This is a genomic window from Roseibium sp. LAB1 (assembly GCF_054658235.1).
On record NZ_BAAGIB010000001.1, the window covers coordinates 991,444 to 1,009,303 of the forward strand.

General features: G+C 59.7%; 18 protein-coding genes. 8 read left to right on the forward strand and 10 right to left on the reverse strand.

Going from position 1 to position 17,860, the window contains the following annotated elements:
• Positions 1-302: 302 nt before the first annotated feature.
• Together ACYQ54_RS04725 and ACYQ54_RS04730 are read right to left on the reverse strand one after the other, a co-directional pair.
• Complete coding sequence (locus tag ACYQ54_RS04725) at positions 303-1,073, reverse strand: class II aldolase/adducin family protein (protein ID WP_460079814.1); 771 nt, start codon at positions 1,071-1,073, stop codon at positions 303-305.
• Positions 1,070-2,200, reverse strand: a complete 1,131-nt coding sequence (locus tag ACYQ54_RS04730; RefSeq protein WP_460079815.1) for a TauD/TfdA family dioxygenase — start codon at positions 2,198-2,200, stop codon at positions 1,070-1,072. The genes ACYQ54_RS04725 and ACYQ54_RS04730 overlap by 4 nt, the downstream gene beginning before the upstream one ends.
• Positions 2,201-2,368: 168 nt before the next feature.
• On the opposite strand from ACYQ54_RS04730, the gene ACYQ54_RS04735 reads away from it, so the two are divergent.
• Positions 2,369-3,268, forward strand: a complete 900-nt coding sequence (locus ACYQ54_RS04735) for a LysR substrate-binding domain-containing protein (RefSeq protein ID WP_460079818.1) — start codon at positions 2,369-2,371, stop codon at positions 3,266-3,268.
• Here the strand turns inward: ACYQ54_RS04735 and ACYQ54_RS04740 are convergent.
• Both ACYQ54_RS04740 and ACYQ54_RS04745 read right to left on the reverse strand, forming a co-directional pair.
• Complete coding sequence (locus ACYQ54_RS04740; RefSeq protein WP_460079821.1) at positions 3,265-4,392, reverse strand: transporter substrate-binding domain-containing protein; 1,128 nt, start codon at positions 4,390-4,392, stop codon at positions 3,265-3,267. The two genes, ACYQ54_RS04735 and ACYQ54_RS04740, sit on opposite strands and share 4 nt — an antisense overlap.
• A gap of 262 nt (positions 4,393-4,654) precedes the next feature.
• A complete protein-coding gene (locus ACYQ54_RS04745) occupies positions 4,655-5,095 on the reverse strand; it encodes a L,D-transpeptidase (RefSeq protein ID WP_460079822.1) in 441 nt (146 codons plus the stop codon).
• A 273-nt stretch (positions 5,096-5,368) separates the two neighbouring features.
• Here ACYQ54_RS04745 and ACYQ54_RS04750 point away from each other — a divergent pair, with 273 nt between their 5' ends.
• The 3 genes from ACYQ54_RS04750 (at position 5,369) to ACYQ54_RS04760 (ending at position 8,652) form a co-directional block, all read left to right on the forward strand.
• Entirely contained in the window at positions 5,369-6,019 is a 651-nt protein-coding gene (locus ACYQ54_RS04750; protein WP_460079824.1) for a TetR/AcrR family transcriptional regulator, read from the forward strand.
• Positions 6,020-6,117: 98 nt separating this feature from the next.
• Positions 6,118-7,137: a ketol-acid reductoisomerase gene (ilvC, locus tag ACYQ54_RS04755; RefSeq protein ID WP_006935853.1), complete on the forward strand. Its 1,020-nt coding sequence runs from the start codon at positions 6,118-6,120 to the stop codon at positions 7,135-7,137.
• A 327-nt stretch (positions 7,138-7,464) separates the two neighbouring features.
• Complete coding sequence (locus ACYQ54_RS04760) at positions 7,465-8,652, forward strand: GGDEF domain-containing protein (RefSeq protein WP_460079826.1); 1,188 nt, start codon at positions 7,465-7,467, stop codon at positions 8,650-8,652.
• Here the strand turns inward: ACYQ54_RS04760 and ACYQ54_RS04765 are convergent.
• The 4 genes from ACYQ54_RS04765 to ACYQ54_RS04780 are packed head-to-tail and all read right to left on the reverse strand — an operon-like array spanning position 8,643 to position 11,747.
• Positions 8,643-9,530: a D-alanyl-D-alanine carboxypeptidase family protein gene (locus tag ACYQ54_RS04765; protein ID WP_460079828.1), complete on the reverse strand. Its 888-nt coding sequence runs from the start codon at positions 9,528-9,530 to the stop codon at positions 8,643-8,645. The two genes, ACYQ54_RS04760 and ACYQ54_RS04765, sit on opposite strands and share 10 nt — an antisense overlap.
• Positions 9,531-9,566: 36 nt before the next feature.
• Complete coding sequence (locus ACYQ54_RS04770; protein ID WP_460079830.1) at positions 9,567-10,328, reverse strand: ABC transporter permease; 762 nt, start codon at positions 10,326-10,328, stop codon at positions 9,567-9,569.
• Positions 10,325-10,816 carry a GNAT family N-acetyltransferase gene (locus ACYQ54_RS04775; protein WP_460079831.1) on the reverse strand — a complete coding sequence of 164 codons (492 nt, stop codon included), beginning with the start codon at positions 10,814-10,816 and terminating at the stop codon, positions 10,325-10,327. The genes ACYQ54_RS04770 and ACYQ54_RS04775 overlap by 4 nt, the downstream gene beginning before the upstream one ends.
• A 7-nt stretch (positions 10,817-10,823) precedes the next feature.
• Positions 10,824-11,747 carry an ABC transporter ATP-binding protein gene (locus tag ACYQ54_RS04780; RefSeq protein WP_460079832.1) on the reverse strand — a complete coding sequence of 308 codons (924 nt, stop codon included), beginning with the start codon at positions 11,745-11,747 and terminating at the stop codon, positions 10,824-10,826.
• A 245-nt stretch (positions 11,748-11,992) separates the two neighbouring features.
• Here ACYQ54_RS04780 and ACYQ54_RS04785 point away from each other — a divergent pair, with 245 nt between their 5' ends.
• The 3 genes from ACYQ54_RS04785 to ACYQ54_RS04795 all read left to right on the forward strand — a co-directional run bounded on the left by ACYQ54_RS04785 (position 11,993) and on the right by ACYQ54_RS04795 (position 15,266).
• Positions 11,993-12,895 (forward strand): pirin family protein, encoded by a 903-nt coding sequence (locus ACYQ54_RS04785; RefSeq protein ID WP_460079834.1) that lies wholly within the window; start codon positions 11,993-11,995, stop codon positions 12,893-12,895.
• Positions 12,896-12,974: 79 nt separating this feature from the next.
• Entirely contained in the window at positions 12,975-14,126 is a 1,152-nt protein-coding gene (locus ACYQ54_RS04790; RefSeq protein WP_460079835.1) for a GNAT family N-acetyltransferase, read from the forward strand.
• 228 nt (positions 14,127-14,354) lie between these two features.
• Complete coding sequence (locus ACYQ54_RS04795; RefSeq protein ID WP_460079838.1) at positions 14,355-15,266, forward strand: PhzF family phenazine biosynthesis protein; 912 nt, start codon at positions 14,355-14,357, stop codon at positions 15,264-15,266.
• Between the two features lie 25 nt (positions 15,267-15,291).
• Here ACYQ54_RS04795 and ACYQ54_RS04800 read toward each other — a convergent pair whose 3' ends face one another.
• A complete protein-coding gene (locus ACYQ54_RS04800) occupies positions 15,292-16,188 on the reverse strand; it encodes an AraC family transcriptional regulator (protein ID WP_460079840.1) in 897 nt (298 codons plus the stop codon).
• Positions 16,189-16,363: 175 nt separating this feature from the next.
• Between ACYQ54_RS04800 and ACYQ54_RS04805 the strand changes: the two genes are divergently transcribed.
• Positions 16,364-17,128, forward strand: a complete 765-nt coding sequence (locus ACYQ54_RS04805; RefSeq protein WP_460079841.1) for an SDR family NAD(P)-dependent oxidoreductase — start codon at positions 16,364-16,366, stop codon at positions 17,126-17,128.
• Between the two features lie 57 nt (positions 17,129-17,185).
• Here the strand turns inward: ACYQ54_RS04805 and ACYQ54_RS04810 are convergent, their stop codons facing one another.
• Positions 17,186-17,836, reverse strand: a complete 651-nt coding sequence (locus tag ACYQ54_RS04810) for a glutathione S-transferase family protein (protein ID WP_460079843.1) — start codon at positions 17,834-17,836, stop codon at positions 17,186-17,188.
• Between the last annotated feature and the right edge of the window lie 24 nt (positions 17,837-17,860).

Genomic DNA, 17,860 nt, shown 5'->3' on the forward strand with positions numbered 1-17,860 from the left:
CGGGGCATTTCCATCTGCACGGTCCGCCAAGACAAAATCACCCGCCCAGCCTGAGGTGTAGCACTTCCGGCAAGTCCTCAGTGTCACCCCGGACAAGCAACGCACAGATCCGGGGCCTACTCGCAAGGCACCTTGTTGAAGCGGATAAGCAAGATAGCGGAACCGCCTCCCGCACCTCCGTGCTCTGGAAACGAGTGGCCCCGGGTCTCGCTTCGCTCGCCCCGGGGGACATCGAGGTTGGCGCTGAACGCATTTCGCCTCCCCGCGCAGGAGAGGCGAAAGCAAGTCGGCACGCACAGATCTCAGTCCCGGTAGTCCGGTTCGCTCCGGTCGAGATCCCGCTTCCAGTAGTCGAAATGGGCATAACCCATGCCGACATAAGGCTCCCATTCGGCAGCCGTCTTGGCTGCCAGATTGTCCGACATGATGGCGAGTGGCTGTCCGGTGGCATAGGCCTTCAACAATGTTTCGGCGGCACGTTCGAAGAAATAGAGGTGTTCGAAAGCCTCGGCGACGGTGACGGCGGAGATCGATACCCCGTGATTGCCCATGACCAGCACTGGCTTGTCGCCCAGTGTTTCTGCAATCCGCCTGCCTTCTTCCGCCTCGTCGGCCATGCCGCCGAAGCCAAGATCGACCGCGACCTTGCCGAAAAAGCGGGCCGTATTCAGATCGATCGGCTTCATCGAAGGGTCCTGCAGCGTCGCCAGCGCCGTGGCATTGGGCGGATGGCAGTGAAACAGTACCCGTGCCTTGGGATTGCCCCGATGAACCGTCCCGTGAATGCACCAGGCGGACGCATCGGGCGCATTTTCGCCTGCCATCACCGTGTCGTCATTGGCATCCAGCAGCAGAAGGTCACTGGCCCGAATTTCTGCAAAATGCCGCCATTTCGGGTTCATGAGGAATTTGGACCCGTCTTCGGAAACCGCAGCGCTGAAGTGATTGCCGACGGATTCGCTCCAGCCGAATTTCACCGCCAGGCGAAACGCAGCCGCGAGATCCTCACGCAGAGCCTGTTCGCTTTGCCGGTCCGGCGCTGCTCCAAAACGCACGTCGGTAACAACACTCATTTGAACCGTCCTTCGCCGGACAGGATCCGGTATGTGGAGCGCAGCTCGCCCCGGTCGGTGTAGCAGCCGCGCAGGTGCCGTTCACCGCTGGTTGCCGAATAGGCCGCCCGGCCGTGCACGATGCGGTGGTTGTCGAAGACAATACATTCACCTGCATTGAGACGGAACCGCATCAGGTATTTGTCGTCCCGCATCATCCGGCCGAAGCGGCAGAAGGCCGGATAGTAGCGGTCCAGCTCATGCTGCGGCATGTCGAAGATGTCCGCATGATGCTGGCTGATCGTGACCCCGGAGATGTTGCCGTGCTCATCCAGTTCGATCACCCTCTGGCGTGCACGCATATCGAACGTGTCGTGTTCGCAGAAATAGGGCACGTCCACGGTGATCAGAAGTTCGAAGTCTTCCGGATAGGCCTTGCGGAAATCTTCCGCAACAGCCAGCCCATCAACAAAGATGCTGTTGCCACCCTCGACCGAATTGGCCCGGCAGTGCAGAAACTGCACCCCTGGTGCGAGATCCTCGTCGGGCAGGTCCGTATGCAGTGGCAAAGCCTTGGACGTGAAGGCAAGGTTGGTCGGCTTGATGTGGGTCTTCACCTCGAACGTGAGACCGAAATAGCTCGGCCGGACGTATCCTATCAGGCCGGCCGTGTCGGTGAGCGCTTCGTCCGTATCCGGCAAACCGGTCAGGAGTGCGACCCCGTCGGTCAGCATGGCCTTTGCCCAGTCACGCCGGCGGGTGGTATCGCGCATGACCTCGTCATAGGAATAACGGGCCATCTTCGGATAGTGATCGGCAAACCAGGGCACCCGTGGCAGATTGGCGACATCCGGACGCTTCTCGCCGCTGGAATAGGCGCTGAGCAAGGACAGCGGCAGGCGGGAGACGTTGTTCGTACCGGCCCAGACGATTTCCAGGTCACTGCCCACAATGACCGCCGAGGCCGCTCTTGGTGCTTCCTCGAGAGCGAAGATGTCGTTGACGCGCTCGCGGGTCTCCGGATCGAAGGAACTCGGGCAATTGTCGCGCAGCCAGTAATAATTGAAATAGGCGGTTTGTCCGTTGCTCAGCGGCACGTCCAGGCCATTGTCCTGAAGCAATACACCCGCATCACCTGTTCCAAGCATCTTTTCCGTCCTTTAAATTTAGCTTACCAGCCACCTGAGCAGTCCGCAGGCATGTCTAAAAGGCTTAATGTTCCAAGTGGCTTCCATGAAACTGCTCTTGCCTCGCCAATTTGAAAAGGCGATAAAATCGAAACTTAAATTAAGCAATCACTTAACTTGGATAAACAGATGCTCCGGCTTCCCCCGCTCAGACTGCTCAACGTCTTCGAGACGGTTCAACGGGCCGGTGGCACCAAGGCTGCGGCGGCCGAACTCAATGTGTCCATGTCGGCGGTCAGCCAGGCCCTGCGCCAACTGGAAGAGCATATCGGCGCCGCCCTGATCGACCGCAGCACCCGCCCCTCGGGTCTGACGGAAGCCGGTGAGATTCTGCTGAAGGCCGTTGTCGAAAACACGGAACGGCTGAGTGAAGCGCTGAACGACATCCGCGCGCTTGGTGATCCGGCCAGCGCCTCTGTCACCGTTGCCTGTACCATCGGCTTTGCCACCTACTGGCTGATGCCGCGGCTGGAGGCGTTCTATCTCGACCATCCAGACATCGCGGTGAACGTCCACACCACGCAGCAGGAGGTGCCCCGGCTTGGCCAGGGCATCGATATCGCCATGCGCTATGGTGATGGCCGCTGGAACGACGGCACGGTCCAACAATTGTTCCGCGAGCGGGTTGAACCCGTATGCGCCCCGTCCCTTGCCGACCGCATCCGCGCGGAAGGCGGCAGCCTGGGCACGGCGTTCCTGATCCATGTGGACACCAGTGACAGACGCTGGATCTCCTGGCAGGACTATCTCGCCCGCACGGGACAGAAGGCGGCCGGCTCGGCCAAGGGGCTGCGGTTTTCCAACTATGTCCAGGCAGCCCAGGCGGCCCTGTCAGGCCACGGCGTCATGCTCGGCTGGCGGTCCATCACTGGCGATCACATGGAACACGGCCTGCTGGTTCCCGCCGGCCTGCCACCGCTTCAGCCGAGCGACGCCTATCATGCCGTGCTGTCACATCGCGGTGGCAACCGGGAGACGGCAGCCGTAGTTGTCGACTGGCTGAGGACTGCGGCGCAGTCCTACGGCTAACGCTCGTCGCCGAAGTAGCGCACGCGCAATTGCTCGATCAGATCTGTTTCATGCGCCGTCAGCAATTCCAGGGTCAACGGCCTTGTCCACGGGCTGCCATGCGCAAGTGCAAAGCCGTATTTGTCCGGCTCGAAGATCGGACCGATCACCTCGACATTCGCTCTAGGGTGACTGTGGGCGTAATATTCCAGAACGGGAGCATCGCCGACAACGGCATCGATCGCCCCCCCGCTGAGAGCGGCAACGGCGCTATCGATGTCATCGAAAGGCTGGTGCGACCAGCCGGACGCATCGGCAAACTCCTCGGCCACACTGCCGGAAAAGACACCGATGCTCTTGCCCGGCAGGTCGGCAACTCCGTTGATCTGGTTGGTGAGCGAGAGAGTTGTCATGACGGTGGTTACCGACGAGGTGACATAGGCCATCACCGCAATGCCGCACACCAGCCAGAGCGCCTGCCAGATGCGCCCGGGCCAGCCGAACAGGTTCTTGCGCGACGGCGCCTTGCCGGAGGTAACCACGGACATCACCGCATAAAAGCTTTCCGACGCCCCTTCCGGCCAGCCACGCGGAAAATTCTTGTCGAAGCGCCGGTCGAACAGGGTCATCAGCAAAGTGGCGATCAAGATCACAAGCAGTAACCAGCCATAGGCTCTCAGGAAGCCGGATTCGCTCAGCCCGGTGATCACTTCGCTGAAGCTCGCCCCCCGACTGACCGGAACAAGTATACGCAGACCTGCGTCGAACCAGGGCTGCGTAAAGTCGATCCTGTCCGCACGCTTGCGGGTGATTGTCAGGTTGGTGACAGCAACACCGATGGACTTGTCCGCCGTGGCATCCACCAGTTCCCGGATGGTCGGGAAAATCCTGTACTCGTAGGGAATGCCGTTTTTCTGCGCCAACGCCTCCCAAAGATCGACCGCCATGCCGGAATAGACGCCTGGCTCTTCCTCCATGACGAAGGGCGGGCTGATGTAAAGACCGACGCTAACCGGACTTTCCGGCAGCGGCGGATTGTCTTCGCCCGCTGCCGTCTGACCGAGCGCAGGCCCAACGAGAACAATCGAGAGAAACAACAAGACAGCACTTGATAGTCGTTGGCAGGATTTGGAGCAGGCGGTCATGACGGCCTCCGCTTGGCAGAACGGGAATCACGCAGAAGGTGTTCAAAAGTAAAACCGCCTCGCCCCGGCCATGCAACCTGTGACAGCAGGGAACCGACAGGAAAGCTGTCGTTGGTAGCTGCATGCCTTCCAGCGTGAAGACAGCTGGTACCGGATCAGGCGCGCCGAAGTCCGGTTGTGTGGGACTGCGGAAGACACAGATCGTGCACTTATTGAGTGATTGCCTCGGGAGGTTCTCCGTCGTTCGGGGACGGTCGCCCAGTCACCGCTTGATCACGATCCTCGTGTCGGCGCGGCCGACCTTGCGCACCAGATTGTATAGCTGCGCGGCGTTTCTGGGATGGAGCCTGATGCAGCCATGAGAGGCAGGGCGCCCCAACCGCTTGAGGTCGTTGGTGCCGTGAATGGCGTATCCACCGAGAAAGAAGACCGAATAGGGCATTGGTGCCCAATTGTACTTGCGCGAATGCCAGTCGCGTTCGAGACGGGTCGGCCGCCAGCTGCCTGTCGGCGTACGATATCCCTTGCGCGCTGTTGAAACCGGCCATTTGCTGCGCAACCGGCCATCGACATAAAGATAAAGCCGCTGTTCGGAGAGATCGATTTTGGCAGTCACCCGCGGCGCGGCACTCGCACTGGCAGCGGTCAAGGCAAGGAAGACCAGCAACAACGGCCCGACAATGAGTTTTCTGATCGTCAACATTTCAAAACCATCCAGCAAAAATCAAGACAACTAATTTCAATACAAAAATCTAATCCGGATTTTCTTTAAGACGCAAGCCTGACCTAAAGTAAGAGTAAATTTCTACTCGGACCTGACGCATCACAACATCAACGGAAAGTCCTTCACCGGGACAAAAAGCGCGCCGGCAAGGCTCGCAAAATTACCCTTGACCTCCCCTTTCGCCGATGTCATAACCACACCCGAACCGTACCGTACGGTTCCCACCTGTTTATCAACGACCCGATCAGACTCATGCCAGCAACCGCCTACGATATTGCCACCTCCCGCCCGGATGCAGCGCCCGAGTTTTCGCCGCGCCAGCAGGTGGTGTTGCAACATGCGCTGACGCTGCTGGTCGAGGGTGGAGAGAAGGCGCTGACCACGGCCGGGCTCGCCCGGACTGCAAGCTGCTCCAAGGAAAGCCTCTACAAGTGGTTCGGCGACCGGGACGGCCTACTGGCCGCCGTCGTCGCCTTTCAGGCCAGCCAGGTTCAGTTTCCGTCCGAAGCCGGAGCCACTGCCGACGCCGCGACATTCCGGGCCCATGTGACGGCCTTTGTCGAAGCCCTGCTGGGCGTGCTCTTTTCCGAGACATCGCTGGCGCTGAACCGGCTGTCCATCGGCCAGTCCAACACCAATTCCAACCGTCTCGGCCAGTTGCTGCTGGTGCGCGGCAAACACATGATTTCGTCCCGGGCCCGCGCCATGCTGGACAGCGGCCGCCGGCACGGACTTCTGAAATTCGATGAATCCGAAGACGCCTATCAGGTGCTTTACGGCCTTGCCATTCGGGACGTCCACATTCGCCTCCTTCTCGGTGAGACCGCCGGTCCCGCCGAGACGGATCTGAAATCGCAGGCCGAAGTGGCCGTCGACCGCTTTTACCGTCTGTTCGGGGCCTGATCGCCGCGAACCTTCGGAACCACTGGGAAACACCAGAACCAATCAAGACCGGAAAACCGGCCTTCAAACGACAGAATGCAGACGGGAGAAAGGAACCCATGCGCGTTTATTACGATCGTGATGCTGATCTTAACCTGATCAAATCCAAAAAAGTCGCCATCATCGGCTACGGCTCTCAGGGCCGCGCCCATGCGATGAACCTGAAGGACAGCGGCTGCACCGAGATCGCCGTTGCCCTGCGCGAGGGGTCCACGACCGCTCTGAAGGCAGAAGCCGACGGCTTCAAGGTCATGAACGTGGCCGATGCCGCTGCCTGGGCCGACCTGATGATGATGGCCACGCCGGACGAACTGCAGGCCGACATCTACAAGGACCACATTGCAGCCAACATCCGCGACGGCGCTGCCATTGCCTTCGCACATGGCCTCAATGTTCACTTCGGCCTGATCGAAGCGAAGTCCACCGTCGACGTTCTGATGGTCGCGCCGAAGGGCCCGGGCCACACCGTGCGCGGTGAATACATGAAGGGTGGCGGCGTGCCGTGCCTGATTGCAGTCCATCAGGATGCTTCCGGCAATGCCCATGACCTCGGCCTGTCCTACGCCTGCGGCGTCGGCGGCGGCCGTTCGGGCATCATCGAAACCACCTTCAAGGAAGAGTGTGAAACCGATCTCTTCGGCGAACAGGCCGTTCTGTGCGGCGGTCTCGTCGAGCTGATCCGCGCCGGTTTCGAAACTCTGGTCGAAGCTGGCTACGCGCCGGAAATGGCCTATTTCGAGTGCCTGCACGAAGTAAAGCTAATCGTCGACCTGATCTACGAAGGCGGCATCGCCAACATGAACTACTCGATCTCCAACACCGCAGAGTGGGGTGAGTATGTGACGGGCCCGCGCATCGTGACGCCGGAAACCAAGGCAGAAATGAAGCGCGTCCTGACCGACATCCAGACCGGCAAGTTCACGTCCGATTGGATGCAGGAATACCGTGCAGGCGCAGCCAAGTTCAAGGCAACCCGCCGCCTGAACGACGCACACCAGATCGAGGAAGTTGGCGAAAAGCTCCGCGGCATGATGCCGTGGATCAAGTCCAACGCTCTCGTCGACAAGACCAAGAACTAACAAGGTTCGCCCCATCGACCCGAAACGAAGCCCCGCTGGCAACAGCGGGGTTTCTTCATTTCAGCGGGACCGGACGCTCAAAGGATTGCCGGCTGGTATCACACGGCGGCCTGCGGCATGACAGGGTGTTCAACAACCGGCCGGCCTCCCGACCAAGCCACACCAAGCCTCCGTAAAATTTCCGATAAACGTAAACGGAAGCAAAGTGGTGACTTCCCGATTTGATAAAACTTTTTTTATCAAGGCTAACTGGATTGCAAGACCCTCTCCCGTAACGTAATCACTATCCTTTGTGAGATTGAGGGACCGTTTCCGGAGACTGCCTTGATGGATCTTTCGACACTCTTTTCGGCAAATGTGCTCCTGCTGTCGATTTTCGCCATCTGCTTCCTGGCCATCTCACTGCAGGTGAGCCCACGTTCTCACTGGTTGAGCTGGGCCGCCGCGAATACTCTTCTGGCAACTGCGCTGATCTGTTTTGCCCTCAGCAGCATGCTGCCTCCCCTGGTCGCCTATCTGCTGCCCAACACGTTGCTGTTGCTCGGGTTTGGCTGCCATTGGCACGCGGCACGCCTGCTGGCAGACATGCCGAGCAGGCTCAGCAATATCGTTGCCCCGGCCTTTGCCTATGTCATTGCCGCAGTCTGCGCCTACCTGCTTTCCAATTACGCCCTGGCCTATATGGCTGCCAACGTGGTGTTCACCCTGCTGTCCGTCGCGACCATCACCGCTTATGCCTCAAGGCCGTTCCGGGGGATGATCTCCAACATCGGCCTCATTCTGGCGTTCTTCTTTCTGGCGGCCGAAGGTGTGCTGCGCACGGTACATGGCATTGTCTCCGGCGGCCCCCAGGGCCCCGGCATGATCGATGACTTGATCGTGGACATTCACCTGATGTGCGCGCTGGTCTTTGTCAGTCTGACAGGAGCCTTTTCGCTGGCGCTATCCTTCGAGCTGGTGGCGAACCGGAACCAGGAAGCTGCCAGGCGCGATCCCCTGACCGGGGCCTTCAACCGCCGGGAGTTCCAGTCACGCCTGGAAACTCTTTTGAAGGAAACGGAAAAGGACGATTTCGGCCTGGTCCACTTCGACCTCGACCACTTCAAGCAGGTGAACGACAGCTTCGGCCATGTCGCGGGCGATGAAGCGCTGGTGAAAATCTGTTCGGAAGTGAAGGCGCATCTGCGCCAGAACGACTGTTTCGCCCGCCTTGGAGGCGAAGAATTCGCCGTGCTTCTGCCATCCATTTCGCGCGAGAACGCCTTCAGGGTCGCCGATCGCCTGCGCGAACGCATTTCCGACCTGCGGTTCGAATTTGCACCGCAGGACTTCAATCTGACGGCTTCGGCTGGTGTCTATCACGGAGACGGCAGCGAGCTGCCGTCGGCCGAATTGCTCAAGACAGTCGATGAGAGCCTCTACCTGTCCAAACGGACCGGTCGCAATCGGATCTCCGTCGTCGAGAAGGTGTCCGGCGCAATGACGTCCGAACCGCTGCGGACCGCTCAGGAATAGGCTTCGATCAGCCGCGTCACTTCCTTGTCCCGGGCAGCCTCGCTTGCCCCGCCCATGACGACAACGATCAGTCGCTTGCCACCCCGATTGGCTGTCGCGACAAGATTATAGCCGGACATGCGAATATACCCCGTCTTCAGCCCATCGACACCGGCCACCTTGCCGATCAGGTTGTTGGTGGACCGGAAGGTGCGTCCGTTGTAGGCAAACGACTTGGCCCGGTAGTAGCTGCCATATTGCGGAAACCGCCGCTTGAGAGCGAGGCCGAGCACGGCCATGTCGCGAGCGGAGGACACCTGCGCCGGATCGGGCAGGCCCGAGGCATTGACGAAGCGGGTCCGGGACAACCCGAGCGCCCGCGCCTGGGCAGTCATCTGCCGGGCGAAGGCCGCTTCGCTTCCGGCAAGGTTCTCGGCAACGGCAATGGCAACATCATTGGCCGATTTGACCGCTAGCGCCCTTGCCGCCTGCTCCACCGTGATGGTCGACCCAGCCTTCAGGCCGATCTTGGCCGGAGGCTGCGAAGCAGCCTTGGCTGAAACGGTCAGCGGTGAGGAGAGCGAATAACGCCCCTCCGAGACGGCTTCGAACAAGAGGTAGAGCGTCATCATCTTGCTGAGCGAAGCTGGATAGCGCGGTGCGTCCGCATCGACCGCATAAAGCTCCTCGCCTGTCGAAGCATTCAGGACCAGTGCCGAAAAGCCGCGCTCGACAGCCGTTTGCGGCGCATAAGCGACGGCAGGCAGCGGTGTGCTCTGGACGGCCGGAGCGGCGTTGGTGACAGGTGTCGGAGTTGGGCCCTGCCCCGTCTGACATGCAGCCAGAAACCCGGCCAGAACGAAGATCGAAGCCTTTTTCAAAAGGAAAGACGCACGCATTCCCGCTCTCTTGTTTCGCGTTTCGGCCGGAAACCTTTACGCCTTCAGGCGGTATCCGGTCTTGAAAATCCAATGTATGACGGCCAGTGAACCGCCGAGGAAGATCATGGTTGCCAGTAGCGACAGCCACAGGCTGACATCCGCCTTACCATAGAAGCTCCAGCGGAACCCGGATATCAGGTAGACCACCGGGTTGATCAGCGTGATCTTCTGCCAGATCTCCGGCAACATGTTGATGGAATAGAAGCTGCCGCCCAGAAAAGCCAGAGGCGTGACGATCAGCAGCGGTACAAACTGCAGTTTTTCAAAATTGTCGGCCCAGATGCCGATGATGAACCCGAGCAGGGCGAACGTGACGGCGGTCAGAAGAAAGAAAGCCGCCATCCAGACCGGATGCTGGATTTCCAGCGGAACAAAGAAACTTGCCGTGATCAGGATGATCAACCCGACCAGGATGGATTTGGTCGCCGCCGCACCGACATAAGCGATGGTGATTTCCAGGAACGACACAGGCGCTGACAGCACCTCGAAAACTGTGCCGGTGAACCGTGGGAAATAGATGCCGAACGAGGCGTTGGACAGGCTCTGCGTCATCAGGGACAGCATGATCAGTCCCGGCACGATGAAGGCGCCGTAGCTGACGCCGTCAACCTCGGATATTCGCGACCCGATGGCCGCTCCGAAGACGACAAAATAAAGCACCGTGGAGATCACCGGCGAAATGATGCTCTGCATGATCGTGCGGCGGGTGCGCGCCATTTCGGTCAGATAGATGACTTTGATCGCTTCGAAATTCATGTGCCCTGCTGCCCCGAAATCAGAATGAGTTCCATCCGGGGCAATGTGCGCCCCGGGATCGAGCCGGATGGAGACCGGCCAATGGTCTTGAAGCCCATGCGGGCGTAGAAAGGTTCTGCAAAAGGATCCGCATCGAGACCGATCCTGACCAGTCCAAGGCTGCGTGCCCTCGCATGAAGTGTATCGAACAATGCCCGGCCGACGCGTCGCCCCTGCCAGACAGGGTCGACAAAACAGGTTTCCAGTTCGCCCGTTTCGCCGTCGTCCTCCATGGACAACCGGATACAGCCGACCGGCTGCCCATCGGCGTCCTGCGCCAACCAGAAATCATGCTCCTCGATCCAGCTGTCGCGAACCTTCAGCTCTTCGGCACACATCGCCATGAAAGCGTCGTCGTAACCGTTCGACTGCTTGGATCGCATGCACAGATCCGTCAGTGCGCTGCTGTCATCGAGTGTCGCCTTGCGGATGGTGAAGCCTGTTTCCATCCCGCCGTCATCCCTGCCTGACCAGGCCCACGAAGATGTCTTCCAGCGATGACTGATCGGTCTGCAGATCGTGAAAACGTACGCCAGCCTGAGAGAGATCGGTCAGAAGCGATGTGATACCGGTCCTGTCGGCCCGGGTATCATAGGTATAGACCAGGCTGCGGCCTTCGTCCTCGAGCTTCAGGTCGTAGCGGGCAAGACTGCCGGGGATCTCGCCGAGAGGTTCGGACAGGCTGAGGGACAGCAGCTTGCGCCCGAGCTTGCGCATCAGCTCCGCCTTTTTCTCCACCAGGATGATCTCACCCTTGTTGATCACACCGACGCGGTCGGCCATTTCCTCGGCCTCCTCGATATAGTGCGTCGTCAGGATGATGGTGACACCCTTCTGCTTCAGCTCACCGACGATACGCCACATGTCGTGTCTGAGCTCCACGTCCACGCCAGCGGTCGGCTCGTCCAGGAACAGGATCTTCGGCTCGTGCGCCAGTGCCTTGGCGACCAGGAGACGCCGCTTCATGCCACCGGAGAGGGCCATGATCGGGTTATCGCGTTTCTCCCAGAGCGTCAGATCCTTGAGAATATGCTCGATCTTCGCCGGGTCGGGTTTCATGCCGAACAGCCCGCGGCTGAAGGCGACCGTGTCGCCGACCCTTTCGAAAGGCGCCGTCGGCATTTCCTGGGGCACCAGACCGATCATCTGCCGGGCCGCGCGATACTCGTTCAAGGCGTCATGACCGCATACGTGAATGGTACCGGAGGTAGGCCTGACCAGGCCGCAAATCGTGCTGATCAACGTCGTCTTGCCGGCGCCGTTCGGCCCGAGCAACGCGAACACCTCTCCTTGCTGGATATCCAAGGACACGGATTTGAGAGCCTGGAAGCCACCTTCATAGGTTTTTTCCAGGTCACGTACGGAAAGTATCGGGGCCATCGTTTCAACCGGTTCGGAATTGGAGATTTGACCATACGGCCAAACAGGCGAGCACACTCGCATGTGGGCGGACAGGCCGCAAGATGCAACCCTGCGGGGGCATGTCGGCATCCGGCCAGTCGAAATCCGGAACGCTGTCTCACTGTTTCGCCTGTCGAAACACTGCGTCTGCAGACCCAAGACTAGGTTTTGCCCGCCAAGCCGCTATCTTTCGGTCAAAGCAACTTCGCAGCAGGAAATCAGTCATGTCCATCCGTCCCGTAACCCATATCGGCAGCACTCAATCGACCATGGAAGGCGCCGGCGTCCGGCTGGAACGTGCGTTCGGTTTTCAGGATCCGGAAATGCTGGATCCGTTTCTGCTGCTCGACGATTTCCGCAACGAACGCCCCGAGGACTATCTGAAGGGGTTCCCCTGGCATCCGCATCGCGGCATCGAGACCATAACCTATGTGCTGGCCGGCACCGTTGAACACGGCGATAGCCTGGGCAACAGCGGCAATCTGGGTGCAGGCGACGTCCAGTGGATGACCGCCGGACGCGGGATCATGCACCAGGAAATGCCCAAGGGCGATGCCAACGGCCGCATGCACGGTTTTCAGCTCTGGGCAAACCTGCCTTCCTCGCTGAAGATGACCGCTCCGCGCTACCAGGATGTCGCTTCCGGCGAAATCCCCGTTGTGATCGATGACGACGGCACCTCGGCCCGGATCATCTGTGGCGAGTTCTGGGGCAAGCGCGGTCCGGTCGATGGCATTGCGGCAGATCCGCAATATCTCGACATCCACGTTCCGGCGGGCCAGAAGAAGCGCTTCAAGGTCGACACCTACAAGCAGACCTTCGCCTATATCTTCGAAGGCTCTGGAACTTTCGAGGGGGCATCCGACCCGTTCGGTGTGCTGACGGAAAAGGAATTCGGCGGTGAAGAACTGAAGATCCGCGACGAGACCGGCAACCGCTCACTGGTAATCTTCGGCTCCGGCGATGAAATCGTGGTCCAGGCTGGCGAGGAAGGCCTGCGCTTCCTGCTGGTTTCCGGAGCGCCGATCAAGGAACCTGTCGCCTGGCACGGCCCCATCGTGATGAACACGCGCAAGGAGCTGATCCAGGCCGTGACCGAACTGCAGAACGGCACGTTTATCCGGTAGGCCCAATAGAGGACCACTGCCTTGTAACTTTCACAAAGTCTGGCTAGGGCTGTCCGGAACGCAAACGACTGGACCGCCCATGCCATTGAAACTCCGCCCGGCCAACGAAGCCGACGCTCCTGCCCTCACCGACATTCTGCACCGCGCCAAGGCGTCCTGGGGCTATCCGGACGAAAAGATGGCGGAGTTTCGCGAAAACTGGCGAATTTCAGAGGCGACCATCCGCTCCCTTACGGTCACCGTCGCGGAACGGGACGGTCTGCCGGTCGCCTTTTCCGGGCTTTCGCCCCAAAGCGAAGACACCTTGCTCATCGACTTCCTGTTTGTCGCCCCGGAAGCCCAACGGCAAGGCATTGGGGATCTGCTGTTGCAGCGCGCCGAGGATCATGCGCACCGTCAGGGGTTGAACCGGCTTTATCTGGAAAGCGACGCCCACGCAGGTCCATTTTACGAAAAACGCGGGTTTCGGACGCTGGCAGCACGGCCCAGCGAGATGTCACCCGGCAAGGACATCCCCCTGATGGAAAAACCGTTGGCACCGACGGTTCACCGGGTGGATACACTCAACATCGAGGTTTCGAACAAACCCTGGGCCTTTGAAACCGAGCATGCTGACGCGATCGATGCGTATTTCGTGGAAGCCAGGAAGCGCATCCCCCAGCTTTGGAACGGCCGCACCATGAAGCTGACCGGATTTGAGTTCAAGGACGGCGCTTTCAACGGCACCTGCGCGGAATGTTCCTTCGCGGCGTTCCTGGCGTGGCGTGACTGGGGCGCGCCTGATCCAACCTCTTTCAATCTCTTCGGCTCCGCTATCCTGAGGTCCGCCGATGGCGCGTTGCTCTACGGTGTCATGTCCTCGAAAACGGCAACGGCTGGGATGATCTATCCGCCTGGTGGCAATCTCGATCCGACGGATCTGAATGAAGACGGCACGGTGAATGTCGTCGGGGCGATTTACCGGGAACTTGAAGAGGAAACAGGCCTCAAGCGCAACGAGGTCCAGCCAGCAGAACTGCTGGTGACGTTCGATGGCTGGCGGATTTCCATCGGTCAGTTGATGGACGTGCCCCGTGCCGCGGAAGAGCTGCGCGCGCAGATCCTGCGTTTCTCTGAGGCGTCCGACGAACAGGAACTGGCGGATATTCGCATAATACGAACGCGCGAGGACCTTGCGGACAGTGCCATCGTGCCCTACGCCCGCTCGCTCGGCCAATATTTGCTGCCGTGACCGGCACTCGGCAAAGCAGCCGGGAAGGGCAATATTTTGTTCACCATGAATGCGCACTAAGCACTGGCAGGACTTGCCTGAAAATGCAAAAGTCCGCTCACCTTTGATCCCGGCACCGTGGGTTGCACGGGTCCGTCCGATGCGGACAGGTTGGTTGTTTTACAGCGTTTGTGCCCCTCGCCCGGCTTCGTTCGAAGGCAGGTGGGCGGCGACAGGGAGAAGAGAAGTATGAGCCGCCGCTATGCGATCCTGGATGTCTTCACCAACACAAGCCTTGCCGGGAACCCCCTGGCGGTGGTTCTGGACTCCGAGGGCTTGAGCGACGTGCAGATGCAGAAGATCGCCGGTGAGTTCAATCTTTCCGAGACGGTCTTTGTCTTTCCACCGGAAAAGACCGGACATTCGGCGACCATTCGGATCTTCACCCCCAAGATGGAACTGCCGTTTGCAGGACACCCGACTGTGGGCACGGCCATCCTTCTGGCGACGGAACGCTTCGGCGAGATTTCTGGCGAACAGGATGCCGTCGTTGTTCTGAAGCAGCCGATCGGCACCGTGCGCTGCGCCGTGATCCTGCGCGAACACGCAGCCGCCTTTGCCGAGTTTGACGTTCCCACCCTGCCGGAACCCGCCGGACCGACCAATAATATCGACCTGATCGCAGCGGCTCTCAATCTGGAGCCGAGCGACATCGGGTTCGAGAACCACGGCCCATCCCGCTTCCGCGTCGGTCCGCCCTTCACCTTCATTCCGGTGCGCGATCTCGATGCGCTGGCACGGGCAAAACCGGTGCCAGCCATGTGGACTGCTGGATTCGGCAAGAACGGTCACACCGACGCATATGTCTACTGCCGTGAAACCCGCTCTCACGACAGTGCTTTCCACGCCCGTCTGTTTGCACCAGACATGGGCATTCCTGAAGATCCCGCCACAGGTTCCGCAGCAGCCGCTTTTGCCGGTGTGGTCGACTATTATGACGACCTGCCCAACGGCACGCATCATATCCGCATCGAACAGGGCTTCGAGATGGGCCGCCCGTCGCTCATCGATCTGGAAATCGATATCGAAGGGGGCAACATGCACGCGGTCAGGATCGGCGGCCAGGCGACCCTGGTCGCAAGGGGCGAACTGTTCCTCTAGTCAAGTCAGACGGCTGCCCGGACGATCAGAATGCCGCCTGAGCAGGCTCGTTCGCCCTGTCGGCACGAGGCGGCAGACCGAAGTGCCGGGAGTACTCGCGGCTGAACTGGGTCGGGCTTTCATAGCCCACCTGAAACGCTGCCCGCGATACGGACAGTTTTTCCGCCTGCAGAAGCCGGCGCGCCTCCATCAGCCGCAACTGCTTTTGAAACTGCAACGGGCTGGTGCCGGTAATATCCTTGAAGTGCGCGTGGAACGCAGACACGCTCATGCCTGCTTCACCGGCAAGATCGTCCACCCGCAAGGACGAGGCAATATCCTGGCGTATGCCGGCTATGACCCTGGCGATGCGTGCGGCATGACTGTCCTGTTCGGATATCTGACGCAGGATCGCGCCATGTTCCGCCGTCAGCAACCAGTAATGGATCTCCCGCTGGATCAGCGGCAGCAACACCTTGCCGGCCTCCGGCATCTCAGCAAGTTCAAACAAACGCCGCATGGCATCGACGATTGCCGTATCTGCCTTGCCGCTTGCCACTGCGCCTGTAGCCGGAGATGTTTTGCCCGGCCGGTCCAGCTCCAGAGCAAGTTCGCGGATCAATACGATATCCAGCGGAATGGCAAGCGCAACATATGGCTCGGCGCGGCTCGCACACACGACCCGTGCTTGCGCCGGAAGGTCCAGTCCGACAATCAGTGACTGCATGGCGCCGAACCGGACGGTTTTCGACCCGAGATATGTCTGCTTCTCACCCTGGAGAACCAGGCAGAAAATCGGTTGGTAGATGACGGGAAAAATCAGGGTTGGCTGGCGTTGACGCACCAGTGTCATCCCACCCACGCCGACCGGATAAGGATCACTTCCAGCGCCGCAATCGTCAGCAAATGCGACAAGTTTCCGGACAAGCTCGTCAGTCTGCATGGTTTACTCCCTTGAGGCCCCATCGATACGCTCACCGGTTGGAGATGGCAACCATGCCGCTTCTCCGATTTATAGAATCAGGCAAGTCTTCTGGAGAAATCGGCACACAACACGTCTCGCGAGGGACTATTTCAGGGTCATCGACATCAAGCCCCACAACACTGGAGCAATTAGCATGACCACATCCTCCAAGATCGCCCTCATCACCGGCGGCAGCCGCGGCCTTGGCCGCAACACCGTCCTGCATCTTGCCAAGAACGGCATCGATACGGTCCTGACGTACAGGTCCAGCAAGGAAGAGGCCGAACAGGTCGTTGCCGAAGTTGAAGCGCGGGGAGCCAAGGCTGTTGCCCTGCAGCTTGATACTGCCGACACGTCCGGCTTCCCGGCGTTCATGGCCACATTGAAAACCGTGCTTCAACAAACCTGGCAGCGAGACAGTTTCGATTTTCTGGTCAACAACGCAGGCACGGGCATTCACAAGCCTTTCGCCGAGACCACGGAGGCCGATTTCGACCAGTTGATGAATGTCCACGTGAAGGGCGTCTTTTTCCTGACCCAAAGCCTGCTGCCACTGATCGCCGATAGCGGACGCATCCTCAACGTATCTTCAGGCCTCGCGCGGTTCTCCCTGCCCGGCTATTCCGCCTACGCAACGATGAAAGGCGCGATCGAAGTTCTGACCCGCTATCTCGCAAAGGAGCTGGGACCTCGACACATCGCCGTCAATACGCTGGCGCCCGGTGCCATTGAAACGGATTTCGGTGGCGGCGCCGTGCGGGACAATCCGGAAATCAACAAGGTGGTCGCCTCCATGACGGCGATGGGCCGTGCCGGCCTTCCGGATGACATCGGCGGAGCCATTGCTGCACTTTTGGGCGGCAATACGGGTTGGATGACCGGCCAGCGCATTGAAGTCTCGGGTGGTCAGAACCTCTGACAGCCCAGGCACACGTTGTGCTGCGGCGGCCGTATCCCGGCCGCCGCATGCATTGGGTTACTCGGCAGCTTCCATCTGGCGCTGCGGTGCAGTCATGGCCCAGCTCGGCACGGTTTCAAGCCGATGATACCAGGTCCTGATATTGGGATAATCCTCCAGCGGGATCCGGGATTGCGGGTTCAGCACCAGGGCAGACAAGGCACCGACCGCAAAATCGGTCACGGTCACGGTGTCTCCAAGCATAAAGGCCCGCCCCTTCAGATGAGCCTCGAGAACGGCGGCGAACCGATGGAAGTTCTCGCTCGCCGTTTCGATCGTTTCCTGATCCGGCTCACCCAGACCGAATTGCGGCTTGGCTATCGTTTCCCAGGCAATTTCGCTGGTCGCCCGGTTATAATGCTGCACCTCCCAGGACATCCAGCGCAGGATCTCGAAACGCGACTTGGCATCCGCCGGGCAAAAGCCCTCGTCGCCTGCCTTGTCGCACAGGTAGATCATCGTCGGATTGGCTTCCCACAGGCTCATGTCGCCCACGACAAGGGTCGGAACCTTCACATTCGGGTTTGCAGCTTTCAGGTCGTCCCGATGTTGTTCACCCTCGATCATTTTCAACCGGCACACCTCGACCTCATCATAGAGCCCGAGATGGTGAAGCACCGCCTCGACGCGGCGGCAATTGGGCGAAATGTTTGCTGTAAAAAGTTTCATGTCCATCACTCCACTTGCTGTCAG

Coding starts and splice junctions, on each gene's coding strand:
- ACYQ54_RS04725 (WP_460079814.1), bottom strand. CDS start 1,073: ATGAGTGTTGTTACCGACGTGCGTTTTGGAGCAGCGCCGGACCGGCAA.
- ACYQ54_RS04730 (WP_460079815.1), bottom strand. CDS start 2,200: ATGCTTGGAACAGGTGATGCGGGTGTATTGCTTCAGGACAATGGCCTG.
- ACYQ54_RS04735 (WP_460079818.1), top strand. CDS start 2,369: ATGCTCCGGCTTCCCCCGCTCAGACTGCTCAACGTCTTCGAGACGGTT.
- ACYQ54_RS04740 (WP_460079821.1), bottom strand. CDS start 4,392: ATGACCGCCTGCTCCAAATCCTGCCAACGACTATCAAGTGCTGTCTTG.
- ACYQ54_RS04745 (WP_460079822.1), bottom strand. CDS start 5,095: ATGTTGACGATCAGAAAACTCATTGTCGGGCCGTTGTTGCTGGTCTTC.
- ACYQ54_RS04750 (WP_460079824.1), top strand. CDS start 5,369: ATGCCAGCAACCGCCTACGATATTGCCACCTCCCGCCCGGATGCAGCG.
- ilvC (WP_006935853.1), top strand. CDS start 6,118: ATGCGCGTTTATTACGATCGTGATGCTGATCTTAACCTGATCAAATCC.
- ACYQ54_RS04760 (WP_460079826.1), top strand. CDS start 7,465: ATGGATCTTTCGACACTCTTTTCGGCAAATGTGCTCCTGCTGTCGATT.
- ACYQ54_RS04765 (WP_460079828.1), bottom strand. CDS start 9,530: ATGCGTGCGTCTTTCCTTTTGAAAAAGGCTTCGATCTTCGTTCTGGCC.
- ACYQ54_RS04770 (WP_460079830.1), bottom strand. CDS start 10,328: ATGAATTTCGAAGCGATCAAAGTCATCTATCTGACCGAAATGGCGCGC.
- ACYQ54_RS04775 (WP_460079831.1), bottom strand. CDS start 10,816: ATGGAAACAGGCTTCACCATCCGCAAGGCGACACTCGATGACAGCAGC.
- ACYQ54_RS04780 (WP_460079832.1), bottom strand. CDS start 11,747: ATGGCCCCGATACTTTCCGTACGTGACCTGGAAAAAACCTATGAAGGT.
- ACYQ54_RS04785 (WP_460079834.1), top strand. CDS start 11,993: ATGTCCATCCGTCCCGTAACCCATATCGGCAGCACTCAATCGACCATG.
- ACYQ54_RS04790 (WP_460079835.1), top strand. CDS start 12,975: ATGCCATTGAAACTCCGCCCGGCCAACGAAGCCGACGCTCCTGCCCTC.
- ACYQ54_RS04795 (WP_460079838.1), top strand. CDS start 14,355: ATGAGCCGCCGCTATGCGATCCTGGATGTCTTCACCAACACAAGCCTT.
- ACYQ54_RS04800 (WP_460079840.1), bottom strand. CDS start 16,188: ATGCAGACTGACGAGCTTGTCCGGAAACTTGTCGCATTTGCTGACGAT.
- ACYQ54_RS04805 (WP_460079841.1), top strand. CDS start 16,364: ATGACCACATCCTCCAAGATCGCCCTCATCACCGGCGGCAGCCGCGGC.
- ACYQ54_RS04810 (WP_460079843.1), bottom strand. CDS start 17,836: ATGAAACTTTTTACAGCAAACATTTCGCCCAATTGCCGCCGCGTCGAG.